Below are 24,021 nucleotides of genomic sequence, written 5' to 3'. Positions count from 1 at the left end.
TTGACCTAATGATCAAATTTTTAATTTATATTCTTATTTCATAAAAATAAGGTGTAAAGAATGAGAAAGTTATTATTAACCATGTTAATTGGAGTTACCAGCGCAGCAAGTTGGGGAGCTTCTTGTAATTATAATTTCAATGCGACACAGGCTCAAATTGATGCTTATAACAGTACGCATACAAGAAAAAGAGCTTTAATGACAACCATTGATACGGTAAATCAAAAAGGGATATCTGTTATACAGTTAATAGGAAATCCTACTATTGATCAGGTGCTTGCTTCCTTTGGGACAATGAATGATATTGCAGACAAAACCGTAGTTACAAACGGCGTGATTGCATTTGAGACCGAAATTGACACTTCTCAACTACAAAGCTTACTTGGTGGAACTGCTCAAGAAACTCAACAAATGGGTTTTGTGGTAGTAGGTACTTCTTCGGCAGGCCAAGAGATTGGTATAAACTTAGCTCAATCAGTAATTAATAATACTCCATCAATGGCTGATGGTAATTATCTAACTATTATTGGAGGTTCTTTCAATAATGCAAATGGGCAAACTACATTTAAGGATTTAGACCCTAGAAGCTTTACTATTCAAGTTCCATCATCAGGTAAGGTTAGATTTGGTGTGTATGTTAATCAGCAATCGAAACAGATTGGTTTTATTGTAAATGGTGTCAATTATGGCTACATGAATGTAGTGGCTAATAATCCAATAACCAAAATAGGATTTTTTGCAGAATCTCAACCTGCACCATACTCTTCATCTAATTTTATTGGCAAATCAGTAACGCTAAAGTTGATTACGGACAGTGTTCAATTCACACAGACATACCCATCTGGTTCAACAGATATATGTGGGAACTCAATATAGTTTTAAGTACTATTAAACCTCCTTCGGGAGGTTTTCTTTTAGGTTCTGCTTCAGTGGGTTTTTTTACTTTATGTGTTAAGCTGTAATTCAAAATTTCTTGGAATGCTGATGAATATGAAAGTGCATTTAATAATAAGTTTATTAGTTTTGAGTTTTGTTTCATTTCAGGCATATCCTAATTCAAAACTAGAGTTTTTTAATGAGTTTCGCGTACTTTCTAATGCACGTCAAGATGCTATCAATAGATTTGATGCATTAGGAATACTGTCCGAAGAAAGACAACTTACCTTTAAAGAAGAATTAGAGCTTACAAATTCAATATGTGATATTGCTAACGTAAATGACCAGATTAAAAAAATATTTAATGATAATTTTGAACAGTCTCAAGAATTGCTAAAAGAGATTACCACTCGTGAACAAATGAATCAGGAATTCGATAAAGAAAATCAGTCTTATCTTGATGTTGTTAAACAGGTAAAAGGTACACCCTACGAGTGCGACAAACAGAATTATAAAAAGTTGCTGGGATAGTCTTAATGTTTAATAGCCACCTTTATGGTGGTTTTTTATGAGTGAAAATTATGGAATCTTAGTTGTCGAAAGCTAAACAAAACTATTTATAGGCCGAAAAGCAATAAAAGAATATGATAGGGAGTGGAGGTTTTTTTTAAAGTTATATAAAATTTATTCATTCCAACGATTTGTAATGAGCTATACATTTGATGTTTAGGATACTATTGTTTTTTATTAGTTTAGTGGTTTTCAGTTCTGTATGCAGTGCCGATGATTTTTTTGAAAAAAAACCATCTATTTTAATTGTTAAAGAAGATAACTTTCATAATAAGACTGACAGCAATGAGAGTGTGGATTTTTTTGAGATATCAAATCAACTAAAAGCAAAATGGACAAATCAAAACTATAATTATATGACACAAAGAATTGAAGATGTATTTCAAACATCTGGTATGAGCGCTTATGATAAAACTCAATATAATGCACAAAATAAAACTTTAAATAATAAGCCTTATTTGAAGCTCATTGAGACTACACCTGATAAAGGAGTAATTTCACAAGAAGAGTATCAGCAGCAAATAGAGCAAAGTAGAAAAAAGGAAATAGATGATAGAGATCTACTATACTTATTGGACAAGTATTTTCAGAAGTAGGTTGTCATCAGCTAACAGAACAACAATAAAATAGTTTATTGAAATTGATTGTCAAAAATACGCCCATAGATTCTTGGACGCGCGAACAATTTACAGAACGTTTTGTCGTTGGTCAGGAAATATCAATTCAAGGTGCAAATTGGGGACAAGCTGATATTGCTGGGAATGGAAGAGGAACAGTAGATGCAACATTGAATACGATTTCAGTCGTCATGAGTGAGGTATCGAATGCGGAAACCTATCAGCGTATCAATATTTTGACTTATGTTGTTAATGATCCTATCAATGGACCGTTGGATCTGTCTGGTACATACGATATTGAATCTATTTCTTATGCAATGGGTGCATATACAATCAAACTCATTGATCCAGCATCTACAAATTCAAATTTCTCTCAAATCACAGAAAATTTAACGGCAACATTAAGTGGATTACTCATCAATAGTACTGTCGGTTTGAATTTAGATGGTACATATGTGATCAGTGGTATTGATGGCAGCTCGGAAACCATATCACTGGTTGATCCTGGTGCAATTAATTCAAGCTGGAATGATCTTCAATACGAACCAAACGGAGAAACAGAACCTTATACAAAGTATATTTATTTACGATCAAGTCAAAATAACTGGATTGGATGGTATAGCGTAGATTTTGCGAAAGCGACGGGAATATTACTAAATTTTGTTGCACCCAATGGCATTCTCGAGGTTCTGAAGACAAGCACGTTGAGGTAACTGTTGAGTATCAGCAAGTGGTTAATGGTTCAGCCACAGGGCCTATATTTTCAGAAACAGTCATGCTGCACGGCATTGATGGTAGTCGATCACAGATTGCAAAAACACTGCGGATTGATATGCCGTTTACGGGTGCATTTCGTTTTAGAGCAAAGAGAATTACAGATAATGGTGATCATGCTGATCTAAGCGATGACACCAAATTTTATCTCGCTTATGCATTTTATGAATCAGACAAGTTGATCTATGACGATGTCACGCTTGCTCGGGTACGTACAGTTGCAACACAGCAAGCAACAGGTGCGCAAAGCAGGGAGTTTAATCTGATTGCACATCGCAAGTTATATTCATACCAATCAGGTGAGAAATCAGTTGATCGCATGGCTACAAGTAATTTTGCTGACATCGTTAGCGCGATGACAACAGATGAAAAAATAGGACGAAGGGATATAAATACGCTTGATGTTGCTAGTCTTTATGCCGTAGCTGATGAAATTAATACGTATTTTGGCGTACCAATAGAATTCAACTATACATTTGATGATGCGAAAATATCATACGAGGAGGCACTTGCAACAGTTGCGAATGCTGTGTTCTGCGATGCCCGCCGAGAATCAAATCAAGTCTTTTTTGTATTTGAACAGCCTCGAGATATACCGACACTGCTTTTTAATCATAGAAATAAGAAGCCAGAAAGTGAGAAGCGATCTGTCAGCTTTGGTGTAAATAAAGACTTTGATGGTGTGAAAATCAAATGGCATAACCCAGCTGATTCATGGTCCGAGACTGAAATTAAACTACCAAATGATAATGTGATAAATGCAAAATCTTTGGAAATCAGCGGAATTACGAATGAAGCGCAAGCGAAGCTTTTAGCATACCGCGCACTCAATAAACTGAAGCACAAAAAAAGATCTGTTGAGTTTTCTGCATATCATGAAGCTGATCTAGTCACTCGAAATGACCTAATTCTGATTGCTGATGATACGCGTCCGATGTTGGTCAGTTCTGGTTCAGTCATTGAACAAGATGGTTTGTACTTAACGTTGTCACAGCCATGTGTACTTGATGAAAACGAAACCTATGTTATTCACCTGCAATTACCTAATAGCCAAGTTGACGTGATTCAGTTATCGCAAGGTGCTCATGAGCGAGAGGTTTTATTGGCCCGTGCACCAACTTCGCAGCTTGTTGTTGAGTACGAGGGGAATATTAGTTGTTCAACTTATCTTGTCACAACCGATACGCATAGCAAGAGAGATCTATTTTTGATTACTGAAAAGTCTGGTGGAGGTGGGGAGTCTTCAATCACTGCGATCAACTACACTGATCAATATTATTTAAATGATAAAGATTATGTCTGAATCAATGACCGCCGAAAGGAGGTTTTACACCTAGAGAAATAAAAATGGCAGAGCCAGTAAGTAGCGGTGTTGGGGTCACAACTGTAATTCAAGTTTATGGTATGTGGTTCTTGATGGCTTATTGTAGCTTAAACGTTTTATCGAGTGGCTAAGGTTGACATTAATTATTTAGGCATATACATTGTATATACATTTTGCTTATTACCTTTTGGGAATTAAAACGATATGACTGAGTTACCCAAAAAAACTAAGGTGAATAAAAAAGATGGCCAACTCTTAATTCGCATCAATACGGCTGAGCGTGACGAGTTTATTCACCTATGTGATAGCTTAGACACAAGCGCAGCTAGAGAATTAAGAAAATACATCCGTAGTTTTATAAAAAAACATCAGTCAACGGATAAACTAACCAAGGAGTAACATCGTGGCTAAACAAGTTAAATCCCTTAAGAAACAAATTAAAGCGCGCCTAAAGAAAATAGCTAAACATGAAGGCAAATTAGCTAAATTGAAAAAGAAACTTAAAAATCAAAAGTAATCATATTGATTAAACTCTGATTATAAGAAAACCCCTCAAGTTAATTTTTGAGGGGTTTTTAGTTTTTACAATAAGCTGCGAAGACTTAAAAAGATTGATTTATTTCCTTACCGCCTTTACGGGCGGTTTTTTATTACCTGGAGAAAAGTGAATGCAAGATTATCTTAAATATGCGATTGACTGGTTAGATGCGCATAACCTTACAGTGGTCGCCGTAATTCTGTCAGTGATTGTAGCGATCGTAAGGTCACTCAAGAAACGTGGAAAGATCGACTGGTTAGAAGCTGTGTTGTGCGGATGTTTAACGTTAACGATTGTGAGTGCATTAGAGTATTTAGCGTTACCTATGCAGCTTTCAATCTTTGTGGGTGGTATTGTGGGCTTCAAAGGCACACTTTGGGTAGATCGAATGATTAGTAAAAAAGTAGGTGAGGAATCATGAAAGCGATCATCGAATATTTACGTAAAATCAGTGGTGGAAAGCTGACTCAAAAACAAGTCGATGCCACTGATAAATTAATCAATGTAGCTACAGCCTATGATGTTGCTGATATGCTTGGAATCGCGATTGATTCTGAAATGACCATAAGTTCTGTAGGTATTCAACTCATCACCAGTTTTGAAGATTTAAGATTGAAAGCTTATGACGATGGTGTAGGAGTCTGGACCATCGGTTACGGGACAACGATTTATCCAAATGGTGTTGCTGTAAAGAAAGGCGATAGTTGTACCTTAGAACAAGCAAAGTCCTTTTTTCAACATGATTTGAGGCGCTTTCAAACTGCTGTAAATGATGTTGTGAGTGTTCCACTATCACAAAATCAATTCGATGCATTGGTTTCTTTGGCTTATAACATTGGTACGAATGCTTTTAAAACGTCGACCTTAGTGAAATATCTGAATGCTTTAGATTATAAAGCTGCAGCAGATGAGTTTCCAAAGTGGAATAGAGGTGGGGGAAAGGTGTTGAAAGGTTTGGTTCGCCGCCGTGAAGCAGAGAGAGCATTATTTTTAAAGAAATAAAAAAAGCCCTTTTTGAAGGGCTTAATTCAACGATGTATAAGTACTACAGTTTCTCATCTCAAATAAAAGCCAAGCATCACAACAAACATACCAGGAAGCATACATAAAAAGCCCATTGCATGACTTTCTTGGTGGTTTCTGATGTGTTTATGGAATATATATGGGCCAAAGATCAATCCAGAAAAAGCTAAGATAAATCCCATGATTATCAAAAAAGCAGACATATTTTTATCCGTTAAGATGCTTTCTTATCAAAATTAGAACTTAAATACACAACACTCTTAGGTTCAACCAAAGAGACATTCTTCTGTGCATCTATTACAGCACATAAGGCAGAGCCACATAGGATACGATATTGTTTTAGGCCTGTATCTGCACCAGTTATTTTTACTAAGGGTTGTATTGTCATATCAGTAAGTATTGTTTGGCCAATTACTTTGCCCTTTTGTTCAATATGACTAAGAGAAAAAAGAGCCCCAATAAATAGTGTATAAATTATGGATATTGTCAAAGTAAAAACCGAATAATTTCTTTCTCTTTCATCAGTCAAACTTATGTTATGTGGTTTAACTTCATGTGGAAGTCTGAAATTAATTTTACTTCTCAAAAAACTAACGATTTTTTGATCTAATTCTGCTGTAACAAAAACATATCTTGAGACATAGAAAAGGGTAGTGATAATAAAAAAGTATATTAAAGGTGCTTGTCCTTTTACGAAGCCCCAGTAAATTTTATCTTGGATACTAAAATTCAATACAACAGGATCAACATAAAAAGGTCTTAGCAAACCTCCTAAGTAAGCTTGCCCCAAAGCAAATAAAAAAATTGCTGTTAAAGTAACAATGATTGCTGTATCCAATGAAAAATTAAACTTCATGTTCTTTCCTTATTTTTTCTTCTTCGGGCAATTCTTGCCATTTCCAACCGACAAGCAATCACATGCTTGACCATCGCCATCACGATCTAAGCTTTTCCATCCAGTTTGACCAGACATTTTGCGCTTTTCATACCAAGCTTGAGCTTCTTTTTGAGTTCCAAAGTCAGCACACTTCTTTGCATAGCTTTGAAATGAAAGCAGCCCCATTAAAATAAAAATTATATATTTCATAAATTTGTTTTGAGTATAAGTTTAAATTGATTGTAGCAGTCACGTATAAATGTCTGCAATCCTAGAGTCTGAAACTCTGTAGATAATGTAATAAGGTTTAGTTTGCATTGTTAGTTGACAAAATTTAAATTTAGCAATAAAAGTTGGTTGACAGAATTAAAAATTAGCAATAAATTGATTTTAACCCAACATTTCACTTCTTATTGCGGATTATTTTTATGGAATGGCGTCATCCTTCTTATTTTGAACCACAATTGACTGATGAGGTTATCAGTTTTATTGCTCGCCCAATGCTTGATATCTATAACGAAACTATTATGGATCTCAGACATCAATTTGATAATGCTTATACACGTGGATGTACTATTTTTGGTCGGACATATGGATGTATAGTGCATTTAATAATGTCTGGTGAATCTCCAGTACCGATTTTATTAAAGGATGGTACTTTTAAATGTATCTTCCAAATAGGCAGTGCCCGAATCAGATTTTGCAAAGATGATTTTTTAAATCCAAGTAATCAAGGATTTTTCAAAAAAGCGGAGGATTCATATTATGGATTATTCCCATCTAATGTAAATGAACCAGTTTATTGGAAGTATATTCTTAATGAACCATCAACTGAGGAAGATGAAGCACTTGTTATCTTTGCTGGATACAATGCAGAAAACGATGTAGTTGCCTACTGGGATTCTAGTAGAATAACTGGCTTGAACAACATTCACTTAATTGAGCCAGAAACACCAAAACCTGTAGATTTAGGTTCACCATTGGTTGAAGATCCAGATATGGACAATGGAAAAGAAGATGACGACGATTCCGAAGCTGTAAACAACTAATTGTAAGATGACTTAGCCATGACAACACAGTTTAATGGCTTGGAACTAAAGCTTCTAAGACAATTCAATGAATTATCGTTAGAGGACTTAGGTGGCAAGCTGGACTTAACACGTCAATATCTTCATAAAGTTGAAACGGGGCAAACGACACCCAACGATCAATTTATTGATAAAGTGGCGCATTTCTTTAATGTGCCACAGTCTTTTTTTATGCAGCTAAAACCTGTTTTACAGGAGGATCAAATACATTTTAGAAGTAACCGTACTTCAAAAGTATCATTTAAGCAGATTGTGATTGCTAGAGGCGAGTACATCAAGCGATTAACTGAGTATCTTGATTCTAAACTACGCTTGCCTAAATATGATATTGAAGCATTTGAAAACTCTCAAAATTCGTCTATTGAATTAATTGCTGAAAAATGCCGTGAAAAATGGGGATTAGGCTTAGGTCCAATTAGTAATATGGTTAGGCTGTGTGAAACACATGGAATCATAGTGACAACTTTTCCATCTGTTTCAAAAGAAGTTGATGCTCTTTCTTTAGCAACCAAGCGACCTGTATTTGTTCGGAACGAAGCGAAGGAAAGTATTTGTCGACAGCGTTTTGATTTGGCACATGAGCTGGGACATCTTGTACTTCATGATGGGATAGTGACTGGAGATCGGTTAACTGAGTCACAAGCAAACTACTTTGCTTCTGCTTTATTGATTCCTCAAGTCATGATGCGTACGCACTTTCCGACTTGGTATAAGAATGGTCGTTATAACTGGGCAAAGTTGGGTGAATTTAAACAAACTTGGAAGGTAAGTAAGGCTGCAATCCTTTATCGTGCCAAGCAGTTAGGTTTATTAACGCAAGAGCAATATACCAGTGGTGTGATTTACTTGAAAAAAACAGGTGAGGGTATTACTGAAAAAGAAGACCACTTAATTGCAAAAGAAGGGCCTGAACTTCTTCAAGCATGTTTTACCATGCTTGCCAAGAAGAAAATTTATGCTGAAGATATAGCTAAAGCTTTAGATATGAATGTTAGTTTTCTTGAAAATTTAGTTGGAATAGAAATTCCTAAAAAGCAAAGAATTCCTAAACTAGTAGAAGAAAGCGCCTAATGGCGCTTTTTTTATTAAAGTAGAGATTGTTGTATATCTTCATCTTCCCATAAAGTTCTATCTACTTTTTGAATAGTCCTTATATCTTGACCTAAAAGCTTGAAATCTGTTATCGAGTGAAAAGGTTCAAGCCTATCAGGAATTTTTCCATTTTTAATATTTTCTCTTGTTTCCATTAAAATTCTTCCTAATACATTAATCCCAATGAGTTTATTGTCATCTGTTCTTTTTGCGCCCCAAAAATTATCCTTGCGGGACTCCTCAACAATTATCTTATTTTCAGATTGGAGAAGTAAATCTGAAAATTTTTCATAATTACTAAGCAGCTTAGCGTATACACACCATTTCATGAGTTTAATCTTTATTAAATCGAAATCTGGTCTTATTGAGTCACGAAAAGGTTTCCCTACCATCTTCGCTGTCATTGGACTTGATTGAATAAGAATCTTATTTTGTACATCTGGACGAGTAGGGTATTTAAAAGCTTGATACAATGCTTCTGATGATTTTATGAAAATATCATTAATAACAATGGGATATCCTGCTGCCATGTTGGAATATCCACCCCATTGCTCATGTGTTTTTTTAAAGACCGCTAAATCTTGTGTTTCAGGATCATAAATTCTTTCAGCAAGCTTATCCATATGTCCTTCTTGGCATTAAAGGATGCCATTGATTATACATTGGATCCGATGGGTTACTACTTCCCCACCAGAATATCAGAGGAGTGTTGTTAGGACAATTTCTGTAATTGAACACTAATCCTCCAAAACCATAGCCAAAGAATGAGTTACCTAACGGTTTTGTGGTTGCATTAGGGTTTTGACATCTTTGAATAATTTGAAAACCATATTTTAAACATATATTTTCAAACTTTACTCTATCTTCATTATTTTTAAAAAAATTATTAGAAGTGGCTATAAAACCGTCTCTATAAATAAATTTAGGTTCCATATATGGTGCATAAGCTTCATTTTGAAAAAAACTAATCATTGGCCATAAAATACCAGACTCATTTTTCTTGAATAATCTATTTTCCAATTCAACGCATTTTAAAAATATTAAAGAACTATTAATACCTTTAATTTGATTGGTTTTATATATTTTGCTCTGGAGCAGATTTTTTTTAATCCAAATATTTGTATGTTGCCCCATAACTGCCACAAAAATTATGTTAGATTTACGTTGTAAAGGTATCCAGTTACTTAAATCATTGAAAAGACGACCACCACTAAAAACGAAATCATCTATATAAATAAAAGAATCTGAAGAATACGTTAAATTATAATAATTCATAAAATATTCATAGTGCTTTACTAAACAACTCTGACTTTTTCCATTTCCTTGAATTTTTAAAGGAAATGGCATGGTTTTATTCTGTAAAAGAAGATTGTTTTCAAACAATGATTGGATAAATTTAATTTCTTTATCCTTTGTAATAAAACGTTGTTCTAATAAATTTGCCGTGATCTCTACAATAAATTCTTTTTCAGAATCATCAAATTGAGATACCCATAGATTTATATGGTTACGTAGTAATGAGCTGTTAATACTTTGATCATGATTTAACATATAAGGTTCAAAATTTTCATAAGTGCTCAAAATGGAAAAAATTCTGTTAAGGTTTTCTTGCATGTTTATATTCTTTGGTTAATGTTGATTTTTGTTATTATTGTTTTGTTTTTGTAATTTTTCAAGTGCAAACTACTTTAGTTTGATATTTAAAGAACCACTAATAATATTATTTAATTTTTATTAATATTTATATGTTGTAATAAAAAAGCATCCCGAGATGCTTTTTTATTAAGTGAAAATATCTAAATTAATTTTCTTTTGGTGGTTTAGCTTTATGTGTTTGGAAAGTACCATTACTTCTTCGCGTATACGAATAATCACAATTTTCATGCGGGCAATCAATTTCTTCTGATTCTTTACAACCGGGAAATTGGCCACCGATCTCACTAATAGTAAAATAATTTTTGCATTTAGGGCATTGTTCGACACTATTCATATTCTTTCTCACCATGTATTATATTTCCTATAATGCTATTATTTTAAACAATTTTTTAATGTAAATCTATTCTAAAAAAATCTAATTTTTAAATTAGGCTATGGTTTTTTCCACAAATACACAAATGATTGTCCAATTAATGATAAAACCAATTGAAATATCATAAAGCACCATAAGGTGCTTTTTTAAATCCCGAACATCCCACTTCATGAAATAGAGTGCCAGACCTTACCTATAAAAGTAAGCAGTGACTTACTTTTATTTATTTTTTTTATGCAAATTTTTCATATATTCATCCGTAATATGATCTTCAACAGTCAACCATCCAAGACTACCTTCGCCGTTATCAACAACATCAATATGATTGTCGCCTTTATAGACAATAACTTCTTTATTAAAAAACTTTAATGAATTCCAAAATGAAGAGCCACTTAATACTTCAAGAGAAATATGAATATCATCTCTAAGATTAGATAGTTCCTGAGTGTAATCTAAATCCAACGTATTCAGTAACTTTCCATAAATCACACGCTTTTTCCCATCGCGTAAGGGAATGATTCTGACATCAGCCTGATTGCTACTAACACTAGAATTGTTTAAAAAACTTTCTTCTAAGCGATGTACTGCTTCGGCAGTAATGGTTCTACCGTTATCTAAAGCAGCCTTTTCAATTTTTTCCTTAAGTTCCATTGGAACACGTAAATTCATTTGCGGATCATTACGAGCCATATCGTTTCCAAAAAAAACTAACTTAAGTTAGTTTTTAATATTAATGAATCACAGTGCTTTACATCAATAAAGCACTGTGCTTTAATTGTATCACGGTGCTTTATTGGTTGTAATTTATGGCAAGACAAGACAGACAAATTAATATTCGGATGCCGCAAAAATTGGTAGATGAACTTAAAAAAGATGCTAATGAGAATAGACGTTCTGTAACAGCACAATTAAATTTTATTGTAGAAGAGTGGCTAAAAGATCAGCCAAAAATCCCTAAATAGAAAAACAATGAAGCCCCTGAATCTTGGCGGACTAGGAGCTTCTATCTAATTCCTGAACGGAGATAAGACATGAACAGTCTATCATTTAATGCAATGCAATTTCATCCAGTACAACAAAGCGATGACCAAATTTGGCTCACATCTTCTGAATTAGCGAATGCTTTAGGATATGCTGATATTCGGTCCGTCAACAAAATATATAATCGCTATGCTGATGAATTTAGTACATGTATGTGCTTGGTGGTCAATTTAGCCACCAAGGGGTTTGGCAATGGTAATTCAGAAAAAGAAACACGTATATTCTCATTACGTGGTTGCCACTTAATTGCTATGTTCGCTCGCACACCAGTAGCCAAAGAATTCCGAAAATGGGTTTTAGACATTTTGGATAGGGAAGTACAGCCCAAAACTAAGAATCGTAAAACAGAACGTGTGGTTTTAAACGATGCCGTAAATATGCTTGTAGCAAAGTCACAACATCTCAACTTTTCTGAAGCCTACAAACTCGTACACCAACGTTTTAGTGTGAAAGGCATAGATGAGATATCACTGGAACAGATTCCTGTAGCAGTTGAATACGTCCATCATTTGATTGCTTTGTTTAGTGGAGATAACCAACCCAATACTATGAACGTCAGAGCGATGGCAATGCATCTAGTATGGTTAAGTGGATGGTGGAGGCAGTTTGGTACAGCAGTTAGAGGAATTAATCCTCACATGAGTTCTGCAATCCATGATCATTTCAATGATGGTGGATTTGTCGCATGGACATTTATTGAAAAAGAAAAACAGGCGGAATTAAGAAAGAGGATTGAAACATACCCTTGGCATTTAGCCGCTATGGATCGTTATCATTTATTAAATAATCATTCTTAGTCTTTGAGATCGCGGGAGTTGAACTCGCGTCTGCAACAGCCGCTTATTTAAGCGGTTTTTTACTTTTTAGAATTAACAATTTTCCTTTCAAACCAAACTGCCATTCCATCATTTATCGGAATGGTTCTGCTTATGTTCACCTAAAACTATTACCTCGATTTCATTCATAGCGGCCCGTAGTTTTTTATCGCTTACTTGCACATAGCCAGCTGTTACGTCTCGATCATCTTCCTCTTTATGATTCAGCAGTTTTTTGATCGTATATTTCCCATAGTCTAAACTTTCAGCAATTGAGCCGAACGTTCTACGAAGATCATGGAAAGTGAAAGGTATACCGCAGCTCTCGTTGATTTTATTCCGCACCTTAGAAATATTTGTAATATGGCCAGAAACTGATTTTGCAGAAGGGAAGACCCATTCAGTGTTTATAGCTGCTCTTCTTTTTTTCATCATTGCCCATAAATAATCGCCCATAGGTAATGTATGCGGTTCATTGTTTTTAGGGTCTATTGAAGTGATAAAGCCGTATTTAAGATCAATTGCAGACCAAGCGAGTGATTCACATTCTTCTCGTCTAAAGCCAGTCAAAATCAAGGTGAGCAGGAAATCTTTGTTCGTCTCAAGTTTTTGACCACGATCTTGAAAATTTAATACAGCGTTAATCCAGTCAGGTAATTTATCTTCATTGATGTATGTTTTTCTTCTTTTAATTTTATTCCAAGCTTTTTTTGCGGTTAGCGTACGCACAGGATTGATAGGTGGCAGAATTGGATTCTCATCATCATCTAAATAATGTTCTATTGAGAAGTTATAAATCGCGCGAAAGACTCGCATCACCATATTTGCTTGGGCCTTACTGCGTTCGGATAATTCTTTATGTTTATCCTGAATCATCTTGCGGTTGATATCCTTTAATTTGATATCTTTCCAATCAGATAAGTAGCCATTAATAACGTCACTATAGTCATCAAGTGTACGTGGTTTTAGCTCTCGCTCATCAATATAAACACTGTAGGCTTCAAAGAGAGTAGGTTGCTGTTGCTTTACCTGGTAGAGCTTCTCAGCGTCCGTAATACGATTCTTTTTCTTTTCATTAAGATTTATACCTTTCGTCATTTCAAGTAAGGCTTCTTGAGCCAATACTCTTGCTTGAGCAAGTGTTATTTGACCGTGAATACCCAAAGTAGACCGAGTAGACCTGCCATTAACCTTTTTCTCAACGATATATGTTTTATATGAGGTATTAACCCGTACAGCAAAACCAATTAACTCACTATCACGAAAAATAGCAGGTTTTAGTTCGAGTTGATCAATAAATGACTTTGTAAGCTTTACTCGGTTTGCTGACATGGGCTAGAATCCGCTAGGCTTGACAATATATAGCTACATATTACAGTAATTTCTACGGTCTACTATGGGTCTACTCAAGAAATAACTTGTAATTAAATTTGAATTTAGCTAATATTGGTCTCAAGCTGAATTGTAGTGAATACAATAAGTTACAAAGTATAGGGCCTATAGCTCAGTTGGTTAGAGCAGCGGACTCATAATCCGTTGGTCCCGTGTTCAAGTCACGGTGGGCCCACCATATATCGAACCCTCTAAACCATGAGTTTAGAGGGTTGTTCAATGGGAAAAATAAGAAAAACAGTTTAGACCAACGGTCTATTTTAAGGTCCATCAGTTCAAAAGTCCGATGGACCAATTTATGGTCAAATCTCTTCTAGATTTGATATTTCCGCAAGTTCATTTGCTAATTGCTCAGCCTGTTCTATAACAGTTTCAGTCACTAATAATGCCATATCAGGTGGGTATCCATATTTTTTAGGAGTCATTTCACAATCACTCTTAACTTTGCACCTGCCGCTTCTTTAATTGTCCAATCCAACGTGACATTTTGGCGAATAGATTCAGTAAGTACCACTGCAAGCTCTCTAAGTATATATTTTTGCATGAGTTCTCTTGCACTATCTTTAGCGACAGCAGAGAAAAAGGCATACTCTTACTCAGTTAAATTGAGTTCTGCAACAAGCTTGTCATACTCCTAAATAGCCTTTGCGAGCTTGATGAGTTCATCAATCACTTCAGCAGCGGTGAGTACTTTATTCTGATAGCCCTTGATAGCAGTATTTAGCATATCCATGAGCTTCTTGCCTTGGGTTACGCTACGTTGTCTTTTATTTCAACTTCATCAGTTTATTGATTTTCATTATAAATTTTTTATTCATTGTTGAATTCTAATGGCTATTAATTAGTTTAAAATTGGCCTGAAAATAAGCAGTGAGGATCTGTAATTAATGAATAAACTTTATATTATTTTAGGTGGTGTAGTCCTTTTAATGATAGTGATTGTTTGGAAAACAAATTCTGAACGGATAGCGCGAGAACAAGAATATCAACAAAAAACTTTACAACATATGCAAAAAATGGCTGAACTCGAGATTGAACGCCGAGCAAAACTAGCTCAGGAAGCTATCGATAAAGAAAGAAAAGAGCGACAACGTGTAGATGAAAATGCTAAGGCTAAACGTGAATCGGAAAAATACATGCAATATGAACGACAAGCTGAAGAGGATGGATATTCAGAAAATCATCACTTAATGGAACAGGAATCTTTGAGATATCTTTATGACTCTGATTATTAAGATTTAGAAATATTGATTTAGTCTTAATTAGAGAAGAGAAGGAGTATTTCGGTATTGTCTTCAGAAGTTTTAGAGTTATTTGATATTCCATGCTCTAAAATAATTTTAGATTAATGAAATAATTGTTTTGAGTTGGATTATCTTTTAACATGAATTTGATAGTTAAAGTAGATTCTCATGCTCAATATACAACTGAAAAGATTGTCGCATGAGACTTGTACTATTTGTTATTGGCTATACTGATGTACTTTCCAAAAATTACTATCTAACCATCGTTGTTCCTCTCTATATAAAGAACATCTTCTATGTTCATATACTTTAATGATCTTTTGAATTTCTTTTAAATAATTACTTTCTAGCATTATTTTTTGCTCAGCAGATAAAATATGTTCAGAAGCTTTTATTGCAGTATAAATTGCATTGAATAGGCCTTGTCCTGCGATTGGATCAAAAGCCAATAACGCATCACCACAGGCAACCCAACCTTCACCAAAGGTTTCGGGCGACCAATTTGTGCGAACATCATGAGCGTAAATATCAGCGCTTAACTCTAATTGACCTAGAAGATCCGTAATACCACTTTTTTTATTAATTACGTCATCCCAATGAGATGCATGATTCCTTAGATTAAATGCAAATTTAGGAAGAGTATGAAAACCTAACACCCATTTTTCCTCAGAGATTTTTCCTGCATATAACCATCCACTTTCATTGGATGAAATTATTGTTTTATTCAGTGATATGTTTTTCTCAGGTACACAGGTACGATAAAGGGCTACTAATGGAGCTCCTCGATAACGTTGAATACCCAGTAATTTAAGAATTTTAGCACTGCGGCCTGTCGCATCGATAATCCATTTTGAAGTAATAAGCATTTTACCGTCTAAGGTAATTTCCCATAGATCATTGTGTTTGGTTAAATTTGTGATACTCGCGTTCAGATGTGTAATGTTTTTCAGTTGAATATATTGTTTTAACAGCGTATCAAATCGTTGACGATCAATTCGAAGACCTAAGCCATAAGGATCATGAATAGCATCTGTTATAGATGCTTGTTCAGTTCCCCAAAAAGCCATATTTCCTGTGACTTTTGGGGAAAAAGAATTATAGTCATTTGAAGTATTGTGTAGTGTTTCAACCAGCTCTTTAAGACCTAACTTCAGAAGTAGTCGAATTGCTGCCCCAGCTAAGGTTTCGCCAAATTTATGAGCTTGATGATTTGGGCTACCAATTAATATAACTGACAGCCCAGCTAAAGCGAGTTGCCTTGCTGCAATCATACCGGCGGGGCCATTACCAGCTATGCATACATCACAATCATAATTGATCATTTTAACGTTTCTGAACTCTTACTGCTCTAAACGCGAGTAGTTGTTCATGACTAGCCCAACCTGCTTTATCGAGATTTGTCAGTGGTTCAGTACTACTTTCGAGTAAATGAGTTGCATATTCAGTAGCAGCTTTTAATTTCCCTGCTATTAATGTTTCAACATATAGATATTCGGGAATATCAGGATCATCTTTAATGCCTTCACGAACTTCAACAATGCCAAGTTCATTGAAGTGTGCAACCATACGCATCATGACATCTGCCGTATTTGCATCTTGAATGGCTCTCAACCAACTACGCCGTTGGTTAAAGGCAGCAATCCGTTCTTCTCTAGGCAAATCTAGATTAATGACTTTTTGATAATCTTGTTCTGTTAACACTTGATTAGGAACACGTGCTGCCCAGAATGTAGGGAGGTAAGGGTCAAAATCAGGATCATAGCCTGATCGGCAGAATGCTGTATCACCTTGCCAAGGAATTGCCATCCAACGAGTGATACTTCCTGGTATTTGCGCATAAAGTGGTCCATCTACTTGTTGAACTTTGATCGGAGTCATCGTAGCGCCATAATCTGGTTCAGGATCAGAATCTGAACGTCGTCTAATTCTAAAAGGAGAACTATACATACTGGCGTGGCGCATGGGCCATGTCATTTCACATCCAGGATGGAAAGTGTCAGCTAGACAATAATGCAATGCTGCCTTATCGAGCGTATGTGGTTGGTCTTTTAGTGGAACTTGGTCAAAAGAGCTGAAGCTTTTTGGCTCTTGATCTGACCAATCATCAATGAAGTTACCTTCAACCCAATGACGTAGTAAGCCTTCTTGTAGCCCAGTCATGGTCAACATATTACCTGTACCATTTTCTGGAAAACTACCAAAAGCATCACCATAAATCCAAGGCCAGACATGTGGCCATTGAACTGGCTCTGCTACAACTGGTCTTGATGGTCTGAAGTTATGAAAGATTGCTCGGCGAAGTTCGCTATAAGGATCTGCTTGATTTAGATCGTTGGGTTTGTATGACAATTTGGAGAGTAACTGCGGATTGCTAAAATCCATAGGGCAGCCTTTACCAAAATAAGCTGCAAAACCTTTATTCACCCATTGAAGCCCGCCCAAACGATTTAATAATGGCAAAATATCGTGGGTAAATGATGGTTTTTCTGGCATTGTCATCCAGCCAGCATTTACGTATACATCGCACATCAAGTCATACATCGTACGCCAACTGACGACATCAGGTGCATAATTGGGTGGTGCGACAACAACCCAAGCAGATTCAACAGGGATACTTACGCCATTGATTTTTACGGTCGCATCAACAGTACCATCTGAGGTGTCATCGTACCAATCATTTGCATTATTAAAGCTTGGTGGATTATCTGGATCGAATACTGGTGCATTGGTTGGTGATGCGGACTTTCCATGTCCACCTAAAAATAGTAGTCGCCCATTTTCATCAGTTTGTATTTCACCTAAGGGCACGGTAACAGATTGATCAGATGCGGCTTGAAATGTTCCTGTATCAAAGCGATGTGCAGCACCACCTGAAATATTTCGACCACAAATACTTCTTGGACCTGGATCAATTGCTAACTTAATTCGATTTTCTGCTTTGACTTTAGGGTTGCGTAAAGCAAAAGCATTGTCTGGTGCATTGACAGCCTCAGGTATATCTAGCGCATATTGAAACTCATACCATTGAGATTTGCGGTTGGCGACATGCACGGTCCAAACGATATCTGCATTATCTGGGGTCAGTTCACGAACAACTTCACCAGCTGCATTGTATCCATATAGTCGAAAACGAGCCGCTTGTCTTTTAATAGCGCCCGTTGAGTCTCGGTAAAAATTTGGTTGCTGAGTAAGATCAGCAGGGGCATCAACTATTTCAGGCCCAATGAAAAACTCATTTTCACTATCACCTACTCGAGCAATACCAATCGCAGGATGTATTGCTGCACGGACAATATGAGTATCGACACAGGCAGCGGGTGAAATAAGTGGACGAGGGGAGTTTGGTTCACCTAAAGGTATTCCATTTACATTACGTCTTAATTCAGCAGAAGCCGCATAAACCACACGCCTAGCATCGGCAATAGAACCAACAGGTTCATGATCGGCTGTTACGCGCCATATGTTCATGGCAAGATTTTCACCATACTCAGCTTGACCACGAGCTTCTATATCTTGGATAGGGATAACAATATCAGCGACATGAATGGGTGGACTTAAATCTTCTGACCAGACAACAGTTGCTTCATCTAATGGCATTTGGTCTGGATCGGTTCTTAATTGAATCATAAAGCGGAATCGCGCTTCTGATTTTTTTAACCGAGCAACTAAATCTGCACCTAAATAAGAAGGATCATTGGGAGAGTGATTTGGTGGATCAAGATAAAAGTTGGGTTCTAATTTATATTTAACGAATTGGCTCTCACCAAATTTAAAAGGTAAGCCACTCCAATATGCCGAAGATAAAACACTTGCAACTGGTTTTGCCATTGCATCAAGTAGTTCAGAGGTTTTTGGATGATCTTTTAAGTAGGGATCATAGTTGCCATCAACAACGCCAGCCTTCGTGAATTCACACATGTCTTTAGCCGTATCGACGAAGAATGCATCGAAGTTCTGCATGAGGAAGTCAAAAGTACCTGCATCGGGATTTCCTAGTAGCTTTTTACCATCAACTTCAAATAGTTTGATGCCTACCCCTAAAGTAGATTTGAAATCAGTACTGGTAGGCGTAGTATCTGATGAGAATCGAATCCATGTTGGATAGCGCTTACCTAAATGAGCAAATAACCCAATACGTAAGTTTTCTGGCAAATCTTCTCGAATAATAAATTCAGCAGCAGCTATGCCATGTGGTTTTAAAAAAACAGGTCGCATAGCAGGGCACTGACCTTTGCCGATTCTCCCCGCTTGTACCATATCGACAAACATTGTTTTTAGCGATTCGATGGGATCTGTACTGCAATCAACACAACTTTTATTTGTGGGTGAATCTGAATTCATATGATCCATTTTTTGTCCTTATTATTTTAAAGTTTTTTAATTTTTACAACGGATATAAAACTATAGAAAATAAAATGTCTGGTCAATATTTATGCTTAAATTTATTTTTATAAATGAATCTGTTTTAAAAATTAGTTAAATATATTTTTAATCATATTTTAATAACACCATAGATTAAATATTATTAAAAAATCTATGGTGAGTAAAAATATTAATAATAACTGGCAATAATTACAGCACTGTTATGTTCAGGGATTTTCTCAATACTAATTTCGGTTACATTGTTATTTTGTGGGCTGTTTCTCAAATCTTCTAAAGATACGCTTTTTGATTCAATGTTTTGTTTTATAGTGTTGATTACTTGGCAGTCTTTGTCTGAGTGGCTTGTTGAACAGGTATCTTCAACAATATTTCCATTAATTTGAATTGTACCCGATGAATAACTCACCGAAGCAATAGCCATTAATGATGAAAGTAATATGAATTTATAAAGATTTTTATGCATGATTATTACCTTTATTTAATGTAATTATTATTAATCTGCATGAAAATTATTATTAAGGCAATATTAATTTTGGGTTGAAGTTAAAAATATTTTTTAAATGTGAACTGTTTAATATTTTTAATAGATAATGTATTTTTAACTAATTTTTAATATTGTGATTTGATTTGTATTTTTCTTTAAAAGTGATAATTATGTTGCAAATAATAAAAAACCCCAAATTATATAGAAATAATTTGAGGTGAGTAAAAGTCTTATAAATTATTCTAGTCGTACTCAATCGTAACGGTTGCCATAGCGCGCACAGTTCCCGCGGTTACATTTGCCGCAGTTTGATAGTACTGTGCTGTCATTGGAACATTGTATTGAATCGTTTCGTTAGATTTTACAGTCCCAATTTCTAACTTATCGCCTTTTTTAATAACTTGATTTTTGTTGTCGTAATTCCAGAGTAATTGTACACCTACACCATTTGCTTTCGTTGAAGCGGGTGCTGTATTAGAAAGTACCTGATTATTTGTACCATCCTGAATATAATCAAAACTTAAACTAATTAGATTTTTCTCTTCATAGCCAGTAGGGTTTTGTCCACCATTACAAAGAATATTTAAATCAAATGATCGCGGGCCTTGGGTCGATCCGATTCCAGAGAATCCTGATTTAGTCACAGTTGGAAGGGTAACGACTTTATTGATATTTCCCTGTAACTCGCATGATGAAGATGCAATGGTGATTGCATTTCCGTAAACAGTACTTGTTAAGAATGGCTTACTAGCATTTCCTGTAACGTAATAAGAACTATAACGGCCGGGAACTAAGGTGCCAGAACCTGTTTGGCTTGCAGTCTTAACAATCTCTACAACAAAGTAACCCTGAGCTAAATTATAAGTTGTACCGGGTGTTAAATTCCGAGAATATGGATAGTAACCAGAGAAATTGGTCGCATTTTCTGCTTCACGATATAAACGAATACCGATACCAGGAATATTTGTTGTGTAAATACTATTTCCAAGGGAGCTAATTGGATAGTTTTGTGTTAAATCAGCGTAAATTCGATCAGAACTTGATGTGCAACGTAACGTAGAACCATTTGGATTAATAGGGAACGTTGCTTTGCGTAAAATAGTTCCTACTGCATCGCTAGGGCGTACGACTACGCGACCAACTGCCATGGAAATATCAACAGTTGAGAATCCAGAGCTTAAAGTACAAAAAGCATTTGATACTGTGCTAAAGCCAAGACCAGCTGTGAATAAAGCACCAGTTATTAGTATTTTCTTCATTTACAAACCGCCTCAGTCATTATTAAGTTCTGTTGATCTTTAGCCAATTCAGTTGTGACATCATATGAGATTGCACATTGTTCAGCGCTATCGTCACCCCATTTCACAACGAGATGATCTTGTGCTTTCTTGGTACGGAGATAGACCATACTACCCTGAGCAACAATGCCTACAGCTTCATTATTTTTGTCAAATACTTGTGCTGCGAAAGGTAGGTTTTCACCATTTGCTGTTTTTGTAGCAATATAAATTGCGTAACCTGTTTTCGTAGAAAAATCGACTTTAGCAATCGCACCAGCATAAGGTGCGATACGTTGACTTGTTTCTTCTAATTCAACATTTGTCGACATTTCTTGAGGATCTAAAGTAATGTCATTTAAACGATATGGCGTTACATATGGAATAACAGCATAACCGTCTTTGTTTACACTTAAACCAGTTGTGTTATTTACCTTCGCACCTGCGGCATCAGGTGCATATACAAGAACCATCGTTTGACCTTGCTCTGGGCCAAATAAAACACCGTCTTTATGAGCAACGATATTACCAGTTAAGCTAACCATGGCTTGTTGATAAGAGTCGGCAACACTATATGAGCCACCAACAGTTGTGTAGTTTGTGCGGTAGCGTCCATTGACGTTGAAGGTTGGATTACTGCGATCTTGATGTGTTACTGACGAACCATAACTGAAACGATCACCTACAGTTCCACTTACACCAACTGTTCTACTGTCTTGAGATGCATTGGCATTCACATTCATAGAATGCTTTTTAAAGCTGAGCGGGAATGACAATGTCATCAAATATTCAGTATCACGTGTTTGATTACTTGATCCATAATCAACTTGGCGATTGATCGCCGAGAGGCCGTAGGTTAAACCATGGTAATTATTACTATAACCAATTTGGTATTGTTTAGTACTTTCATTGCGATTCCAGTAGTCAACCCAAGAGCCGACCATATAGAAATTACCCCAACCATCAGGTAAACCTTGGTTTAAGGTAATTTGGAATTCACTACGTTGCTTACCTACAGCGTAGCTATTCATACCACGATCTTCTAAATCACGAATTAAAATCGCATCACGTAATTTATAATAGTTTTCAGTCGAGTAGCGATAGGCTGCTAAGGTTAAGTTAGTATTTGTTGGTGTAATTAATTTGCTATAACTTAAACGGTAACTTTGACCTGATTGAGATTCTTTTCTTTCAAAATCAGCTTCTGAATGTGTTACGTCTAGAGAGATCGCACCGATTGGTGTTGCAAAAGCAGCACCAGCCAAAACTGAAGCATATTTCTCAGTTGCTTGAAAGCCAGTATAACCTGTGAGGTAGTTGTTAATTCCTCGTTGGTATTTACCTTGCACAACCCATGGATCTAACTCGATATCGCGATCACGAAATTCACCAGCAGTTAATGAGTATCGGCTCATACCTGGTCTGAGCATTTGAACTACAGATGCATAAGGAATAGCAAATTTCTGAATCTCACCATTTGATTCGATTACAGAAACCTCAAGTTCACCACCGAAACCTGTTGGATAGAGATCATTAATTTCAAAGCTACCCGGAGCAACCGTGGTTTGATAAATTAATTGACCTTGTTGGCGAACTTCAACTTTTGCATTGGTTTTTGCATTACCACGGATGCGTGGGGCATAGCCCAACATACTATTTGGTAACATGCGGTCATCACTAGAGAAATCGACACCACGATAACCAAATGAGTCGAAAATTTCGCCATTGGTAAAACTGTCACCTAGTGTCAATACACTACGATACTGTGGGAATGCACGTTGTAAATAGGTACTTGTTGACTGATAGTTTGACTTACTTTGGTTTTCAGTCGGATTGTCTTGCCACTGCCATTGACCATTATGGCGTAATTGCCAGCCTGCAATATTTGCCCCAGCAGTAACTGCCATAAATGCGTTGGTTGTTTCTTTATTATCGCCAGTCGTATTAAATGTTTTATAGGCGCTACCACTATACGATAAAAAGCCAGCATTGATACCGCGATCCCAAATACTTGGATCGACATAACCTTGCGCATTTTTTTGTAAAGCAACTTGAGGAATTGAAATATCAATACGTAATTTTGAAGTGTCAAATTCATAGAAAGAATCTTCAATCCAATCTTCAATTTTTAAACAACTGTTTTTTGATTGATTCGCAATATGTTGCGAAAGAACGTCTTGCTTTACACCATACTCAAGTAAGGTGCTTGAATTAAAACAGGTTATTGCATTTTCTTTTGGGTCTACAGCTTTAAACATCATTCGACGTTTGCCGAACCACTGACCATTTACATATACGTCGACGTTATATTCACCCGGTAAAACAGGGTTACCGTATTTGAATCGTGAAATATCGATTTTCTGTGCGTCACCGATTAAAAAAGAAGAGTCAAACTCAGCTTCTACAGCATTTTTTTGTGTAGGTTCATCTGCATGTACCATCACAGGCAGAGTCATGCTGATCATGCCTGAAGTAAGGTAAAAGCAAATATGACGCTTTAATAATCTGTATGTTGCGTGCTGTTTTGACATATTAAAAATCGCCTATATGGTATAGGTACTTAAAATTATTGATTAT

24 protein-coding genes, 1 tRNA gene and 1 pseudogene are annotated in these 24,021 nt (G+C 35.9%); 14 read left to right on the top strand and 12 right to left on the bottom strand.

Annotation, left to right across the window (positions count from 1 at the left end):
• Positions 1 to 60: 60 nt before the first annotated feature.
• From ACF8D3_RS06495 to ACF8D3_RS06460, 8 genes are all read left to right on the top strand, one after another.
• Complete coding sequence (locus ACF8D3_RS06495; protein ID WP_392470770.1) at positions 61 to 876, top strand: DUF4882 family protein; 816 nt, start codon at positions 61 to 63, stop codon at positions 874 to 876.
• Between the two features lie 108 nt (positions 877 to 984).
• Positions 985 to 1,407, top strand: coding sequence for a hypothetical protein (locus ACF8D3_RS06490; RefSeq protein ID WP_392470769.1), 423 nt, complete (start codon positions 985 to 987; stop codon positions 1,405 to 1,407).
• A gap of 191 nt (positions 1,408 to 1,598) precedes the next feature.
• Positions 1,599 to 2,042 carry a hypothetical protein gene (locus ACF8D3_RS06485; RefSeq protein WP_392470768.1) on the top strand — a complete coding sequence of 148 codons (444 nt, stop codon included), beginning with the start codon at positions 1,599 to 1,601 and terminating at the stop codon, positions 2,040 to 2,042.
• Positions 2,043 to 2,080: 38 nt separating this feature from the next.
• A complete protein-coding gene (locus ACF8D3_RS06480; protein ID WP_392470767.1) occupies positions 2,081 to 2,776 on the top strand; it encodes a hypothetical protein in 696 nt (231 codons plus the stop codon).
• A 17-nt stretch (positions 2,777 to 2,793) separates the two neighbouring features.
• The gene (locus ACF8D3_RS06475; protein WP_392470766.1) at positions 2,794 to 4,140 is read left to right on the top strand and encodes a host specificity factor TipJ family phage tail protein; all 1,347 of its coding nucleotides are present in this window, start codon (positions 2,794 to 2,796) and stop codon (positions 4,138 to 4,140) included.
• Positions 4,141 to 4,365: 225 nt separating this feature from the next.
• Positions 4,366 to 4,560: a hypothetical protein gene (locus ACF8D3_RS06470; RefSeq protein ID WP_061519431.1), complete on the top strand. Its 195-nt coding sequence runs from the start codon at positions 4,366 to 4,368 to the stop codon at positions 4,558 to 4,560.
• Between the two features lie 269 nt (positions 4,561 to 4,829).
• Positions 4,830 to 5,120 (top strand): phage holin, lambda family, encoded by a 291-nt coding sequence (locus ACF8D3_RS06465; RefSeq protein ID WP_061391716.1) that lies wholly within the window; start codon positions 4,830 to 4,832, stop codon positions 5,118 to 5,120.
• Positions 5,117 to 5,701, top strand: coding sequence for a lysozyme (locus tag ACF8D3_RS06460; protein WP_392470764.1), 585 nt, complete (start codon positions 5,117 to 5,119; stop codon positions 5,699 to 5,701). The genes ACF8D3_RS06465 and ACF8D3_RS06460 overlap by 4 nt, the downstream gene beginning before the upstream one ends.
• A 235-nt stretch (positions 5,702 to 5,936) precedes the next feature.
• Here ACF8D3_RS06460 and ACF8D3_RS06455 read toward each other — a convergent pair whose 3' ends face one another.
• Together ACF8D3_RS06455 and ACF8D3_RS06450 are read right to left on the bottom strand one after the other, a co-directional pair.
• Complete coding sequence (locus ACF8D3_RS06455) at positions 5,937 to 6,578, bottom strand: hypothetical protein (RefSeq protein ID WP_392470763.1); 642 nt, start codon at positions 6,576 to 6,578, stop codon at positions 5,937 to 5,939.
• A 9-nt stretch (positions 6,579 to 6,587) separates the two neighbouring features.
• Complete coding sequence (locus ACF8D3_RS06450) at positions 6,588 to 6,809, bottom strand: excalibur calcium-binding domain-containing protein (protein WP_392470762.1); 222 nt, start codon at positions 6,807 to 6,809, stop codon at positions 6,588 to 6,590.
• Positions 6,810 to 7,027: 218 nt separating this feature from the next.
• Between ACF8D3_RS06450 and ACF8D3_RS06445 the strand changes: the two genes are divergently transcribed.
• Together ACF8D3_RS06445 and ACF8D3_RS06440 are read left to right on the top strand one after the other, a co-directional pair.
• A complete protein-coding gene (locus tag ACF8D3_RS06445; RefSeq protein ID WP_392470760.1) occupies positions 7,028 to 7,648 on the top strand; it encodes a hypothetical protein in 621 nt (206 codons plus the stop codon).
• An 18-nt stretch (positions 7,649 to 7,666) separates the two neighbouring features.
• Entirely contained in the window at positions 7,667 to 8,758 is a 1,092-nt protein-coding gene (locus tag ACF8D3_RS06440; protein WP_392470759.1) for an ImmA/IrrE family metallo-endopeptidase, read from the top strand.
• Positions 8,759 to 8,772: 14 nt separating this feature from the next.
• On the opposite strand, the gene ACF8D3_RS06435 is transcribed toward ACF8D3_RS06440, so the two are convergent.
• The 3 genes from ACF8D3_RS06435 to ACF8D3_RS06425 all read right to left on the bottom strand — a co-directional run bounded on the left by ACF8D3_RS06435 (position 8,773) and on the right by ACF8D3_RS06425 (position 11,498).
• A complete protein-coding gene (locus ACF8D3_RS06435; RefSeq protein ID WP_392470757.1) occupies positions 8,773 to 9,402 on the bottom strand; it encodes an NADAR family protein in 630 nt (209 codons plus the stop codon).
• Positions 9,395 to 10,393 (bottom strand): hypothetical protein, encoded by a 999-nt coding sequence (locus ACF8D3_RS06430; RefSeq protein ID WP_392470755.1) that lies wholly within the window; start codon positions 10,391 to 10,393, stop codon positions 9,395 to 9,397. The genes ACF8D3_RS06435 and ACF8D3_RS06430 overlap by 8 nt, the downstream gene beginning before the upstream one ends.
• 634 nt (positions 10,394 to 11,027) lie before the next feature.
• Positions 11,028 to 11,498: an Arc family DNA-binding protein gene (locus tag ACF8D3_RS06425; RefSeq protein WP_392470754.1), complete on the bottom strand. Its 471-nt coding sequence runs from the start codon at positions 11,496 to 11,498 to the stop codon at positions 11,028 to 11,030.
• A 116-nt stretch (positions 11,499 to 11,614) separates the two neighbouring features.
• Here ACF8D3_RS06425 and ACF8D3_RS06420 point away from each other — a divergent pair, with 116 nt between their 5' ends.
• A complete protein-coding gene (locus tag ACF8D3_RS06420; protein ID WP_392470753.1) occupies positions 11,615 to 11,770 on the top strand; it encodes an Arc family DNA-binding protein in 156 nt (51 codons plus the stop codon).
• A 69-nt stretch (positions 11,771 to 11,839) separates the two neighbouring features.
• Positions 11,840 to 12,646: a Bro-N domain-containing protein gene (locus ACF8D3_RS06415; RefSeq protein ID WP_392470752.1), complete on the top strand. Its 807-nt coding sequence runs from the start codon at positions 11,840 to 11,842 to the stop codon at positions 12,644 to 12,646.
• Between the two features lie 108 nt (positions 12,647 to 12,754).
• On the opposite strand, the gene ACF8D3_RS06410 is transcribed toward ACF8D3_RS06415, so the two are convergent.
• On the bottom strand, positions 12,755 to 13,996 hold the full coding sequence (locus tag ACF8D3_RS06410; RefSeq protein WP_392470751.1) for a tyrosine-type recombinase/integrase: 1,242 nt from the start codon (positions 13,994 to 13,996) through the stop codon (positions 12,755 to 12,757).
• Positions 13,997 to 14,157: 161 nt separating this feature from the next.
• Between ACF8D3_RS06410 and ACF8D3_RS06405 the strand changes: the two genes are divergently transcribed.
• Positions 14,158 to 14,234 (top strand) — tRNA-Ile (locus ACF8D3_RS06405).
• Between the two features lie 124 nt (positions 14,235 to 14,358).
• Here the strand turns inward: ACF8D3_RS06405 and ACF8D3_RS06400 are convergent.
• A pseudogene (locus ACF8D3_RS06400) lies at positions 14,359 to 14,783 on the bottom strand (type I restriction enzyme endonuclease domain-containing protein).
• Positions 14,784 to 14,943: 160 nt separating this feature from the next.
• Between ACF8D3_RS06400 and ACF8D3_RS06395 the strand changes: the two are divergent.
• Positions 14,944 to 15,291 (top strand): hypothetical protein, encoded by a 348-nt coding sequence (locus tag ACF8D3_RS06395; RefSeq protein WP_392470750.1) that lies wholly within the window; start codon positions 14,944 to 14,946, stop codon positions 15,289 to 15,291.
• Positions 15,292 to 15,518: 227 nt separating this feature from the next.
• Here the strand turns inward: ACF8D3_RS06395 and ACF8D3_RS06390 are convergent, their stop codons facing one another.
• The 5 genes from ACF8D3_RS06390 to ACF8D3_RS06370 form a co-directional block, all read right to left on the bottom strand.
• Positions 15,519 to 16,622: an FAD-dependent monooxygenase gene (locus ACF8D3_RS06390; RefSeq protein WP_392470749.1), complete on the bottom strand. Its 1,104-nt coding sequence runs from the start codon at positions 16,620 to 16,622 to the stop codon at positions 15,519 to 15,521.
• 1 nt (position 16,623) lies between these two features.
• On the bottom strand, positions 16,624 to 19,650 hold the full coding sequence (locus ACF8D3_RS06385) for a LodA/GoxA family CTQ-dependent oxidase (RefSeq protein WP_392470748.1): 3,027 nt from the start codon (positions 19,648 to 19,650) through the stop codon (positions 16,624 to 16,626).
• Positions 19,651 to 19,852: 202 nt separating this feature from the next.
• The gene (locus ACF8D3_RS06380) at positions 19,853 to 20,146 is read right to left on the bottom strand and encodes a type 1 fimbrial protein (RefSeq protein WP_392470746.1); all 294 of its coding nucleotides are present in this window, start codon (positions 20,144 to 20,146) and stop codon (positions 19,853 to 19,855) included.
• A 263-nt stretch (positions 20,147 to 20,409) separates the two neighbouring features.
• Positions 20,410 to 21,426 carry a fimbrial protein gene (locus ACF8D3_RS06375; protein WP_392470745.1) on the bottom strand — a complete coding sequence of 339 codons (1,017 nt, stop codon included), beginning with the start codon at positions 21,424 to 21,426 and terminating at the stop codon, positions 20,410 to 20,412.
• The gene (locus ACF8D3_RS06370; protein ID WP_392470744.1) at positions 21,423 to 23,975 is read right to left on the bottom strand and encodes a fimbria/pilus outer membrane usher protein; all 2,553 of its coding nucleotides are present in this window, start codon (positions 23,973 to 23,975) and stop codon (positions 21,423 to 21,425) included. The genes ACF8D3_RS06375 and ACF8D3_RS06370 overlap by 4 nt, the downstream gene beginning before the upstream one ends.
• Between the last annotated feature and the right edge of the window lie 46 nt (positions 23,976 to 24,021).

Source organism: Acinetobacter sp. YQ_14 (assembly GCF_043102985.1).
GTDB lineage: Bacteria > Pseudomonadota > Gammaproteobacteria > Pseudomonadales > Moraxellaceae > Acinetobacter > Acinetobacter venetianus.
The sequence above is the reverse complement of the archived record's forward strand: the minus strand, read 5'-3'. Positions and strand labels throughout refer to the sequence as shown.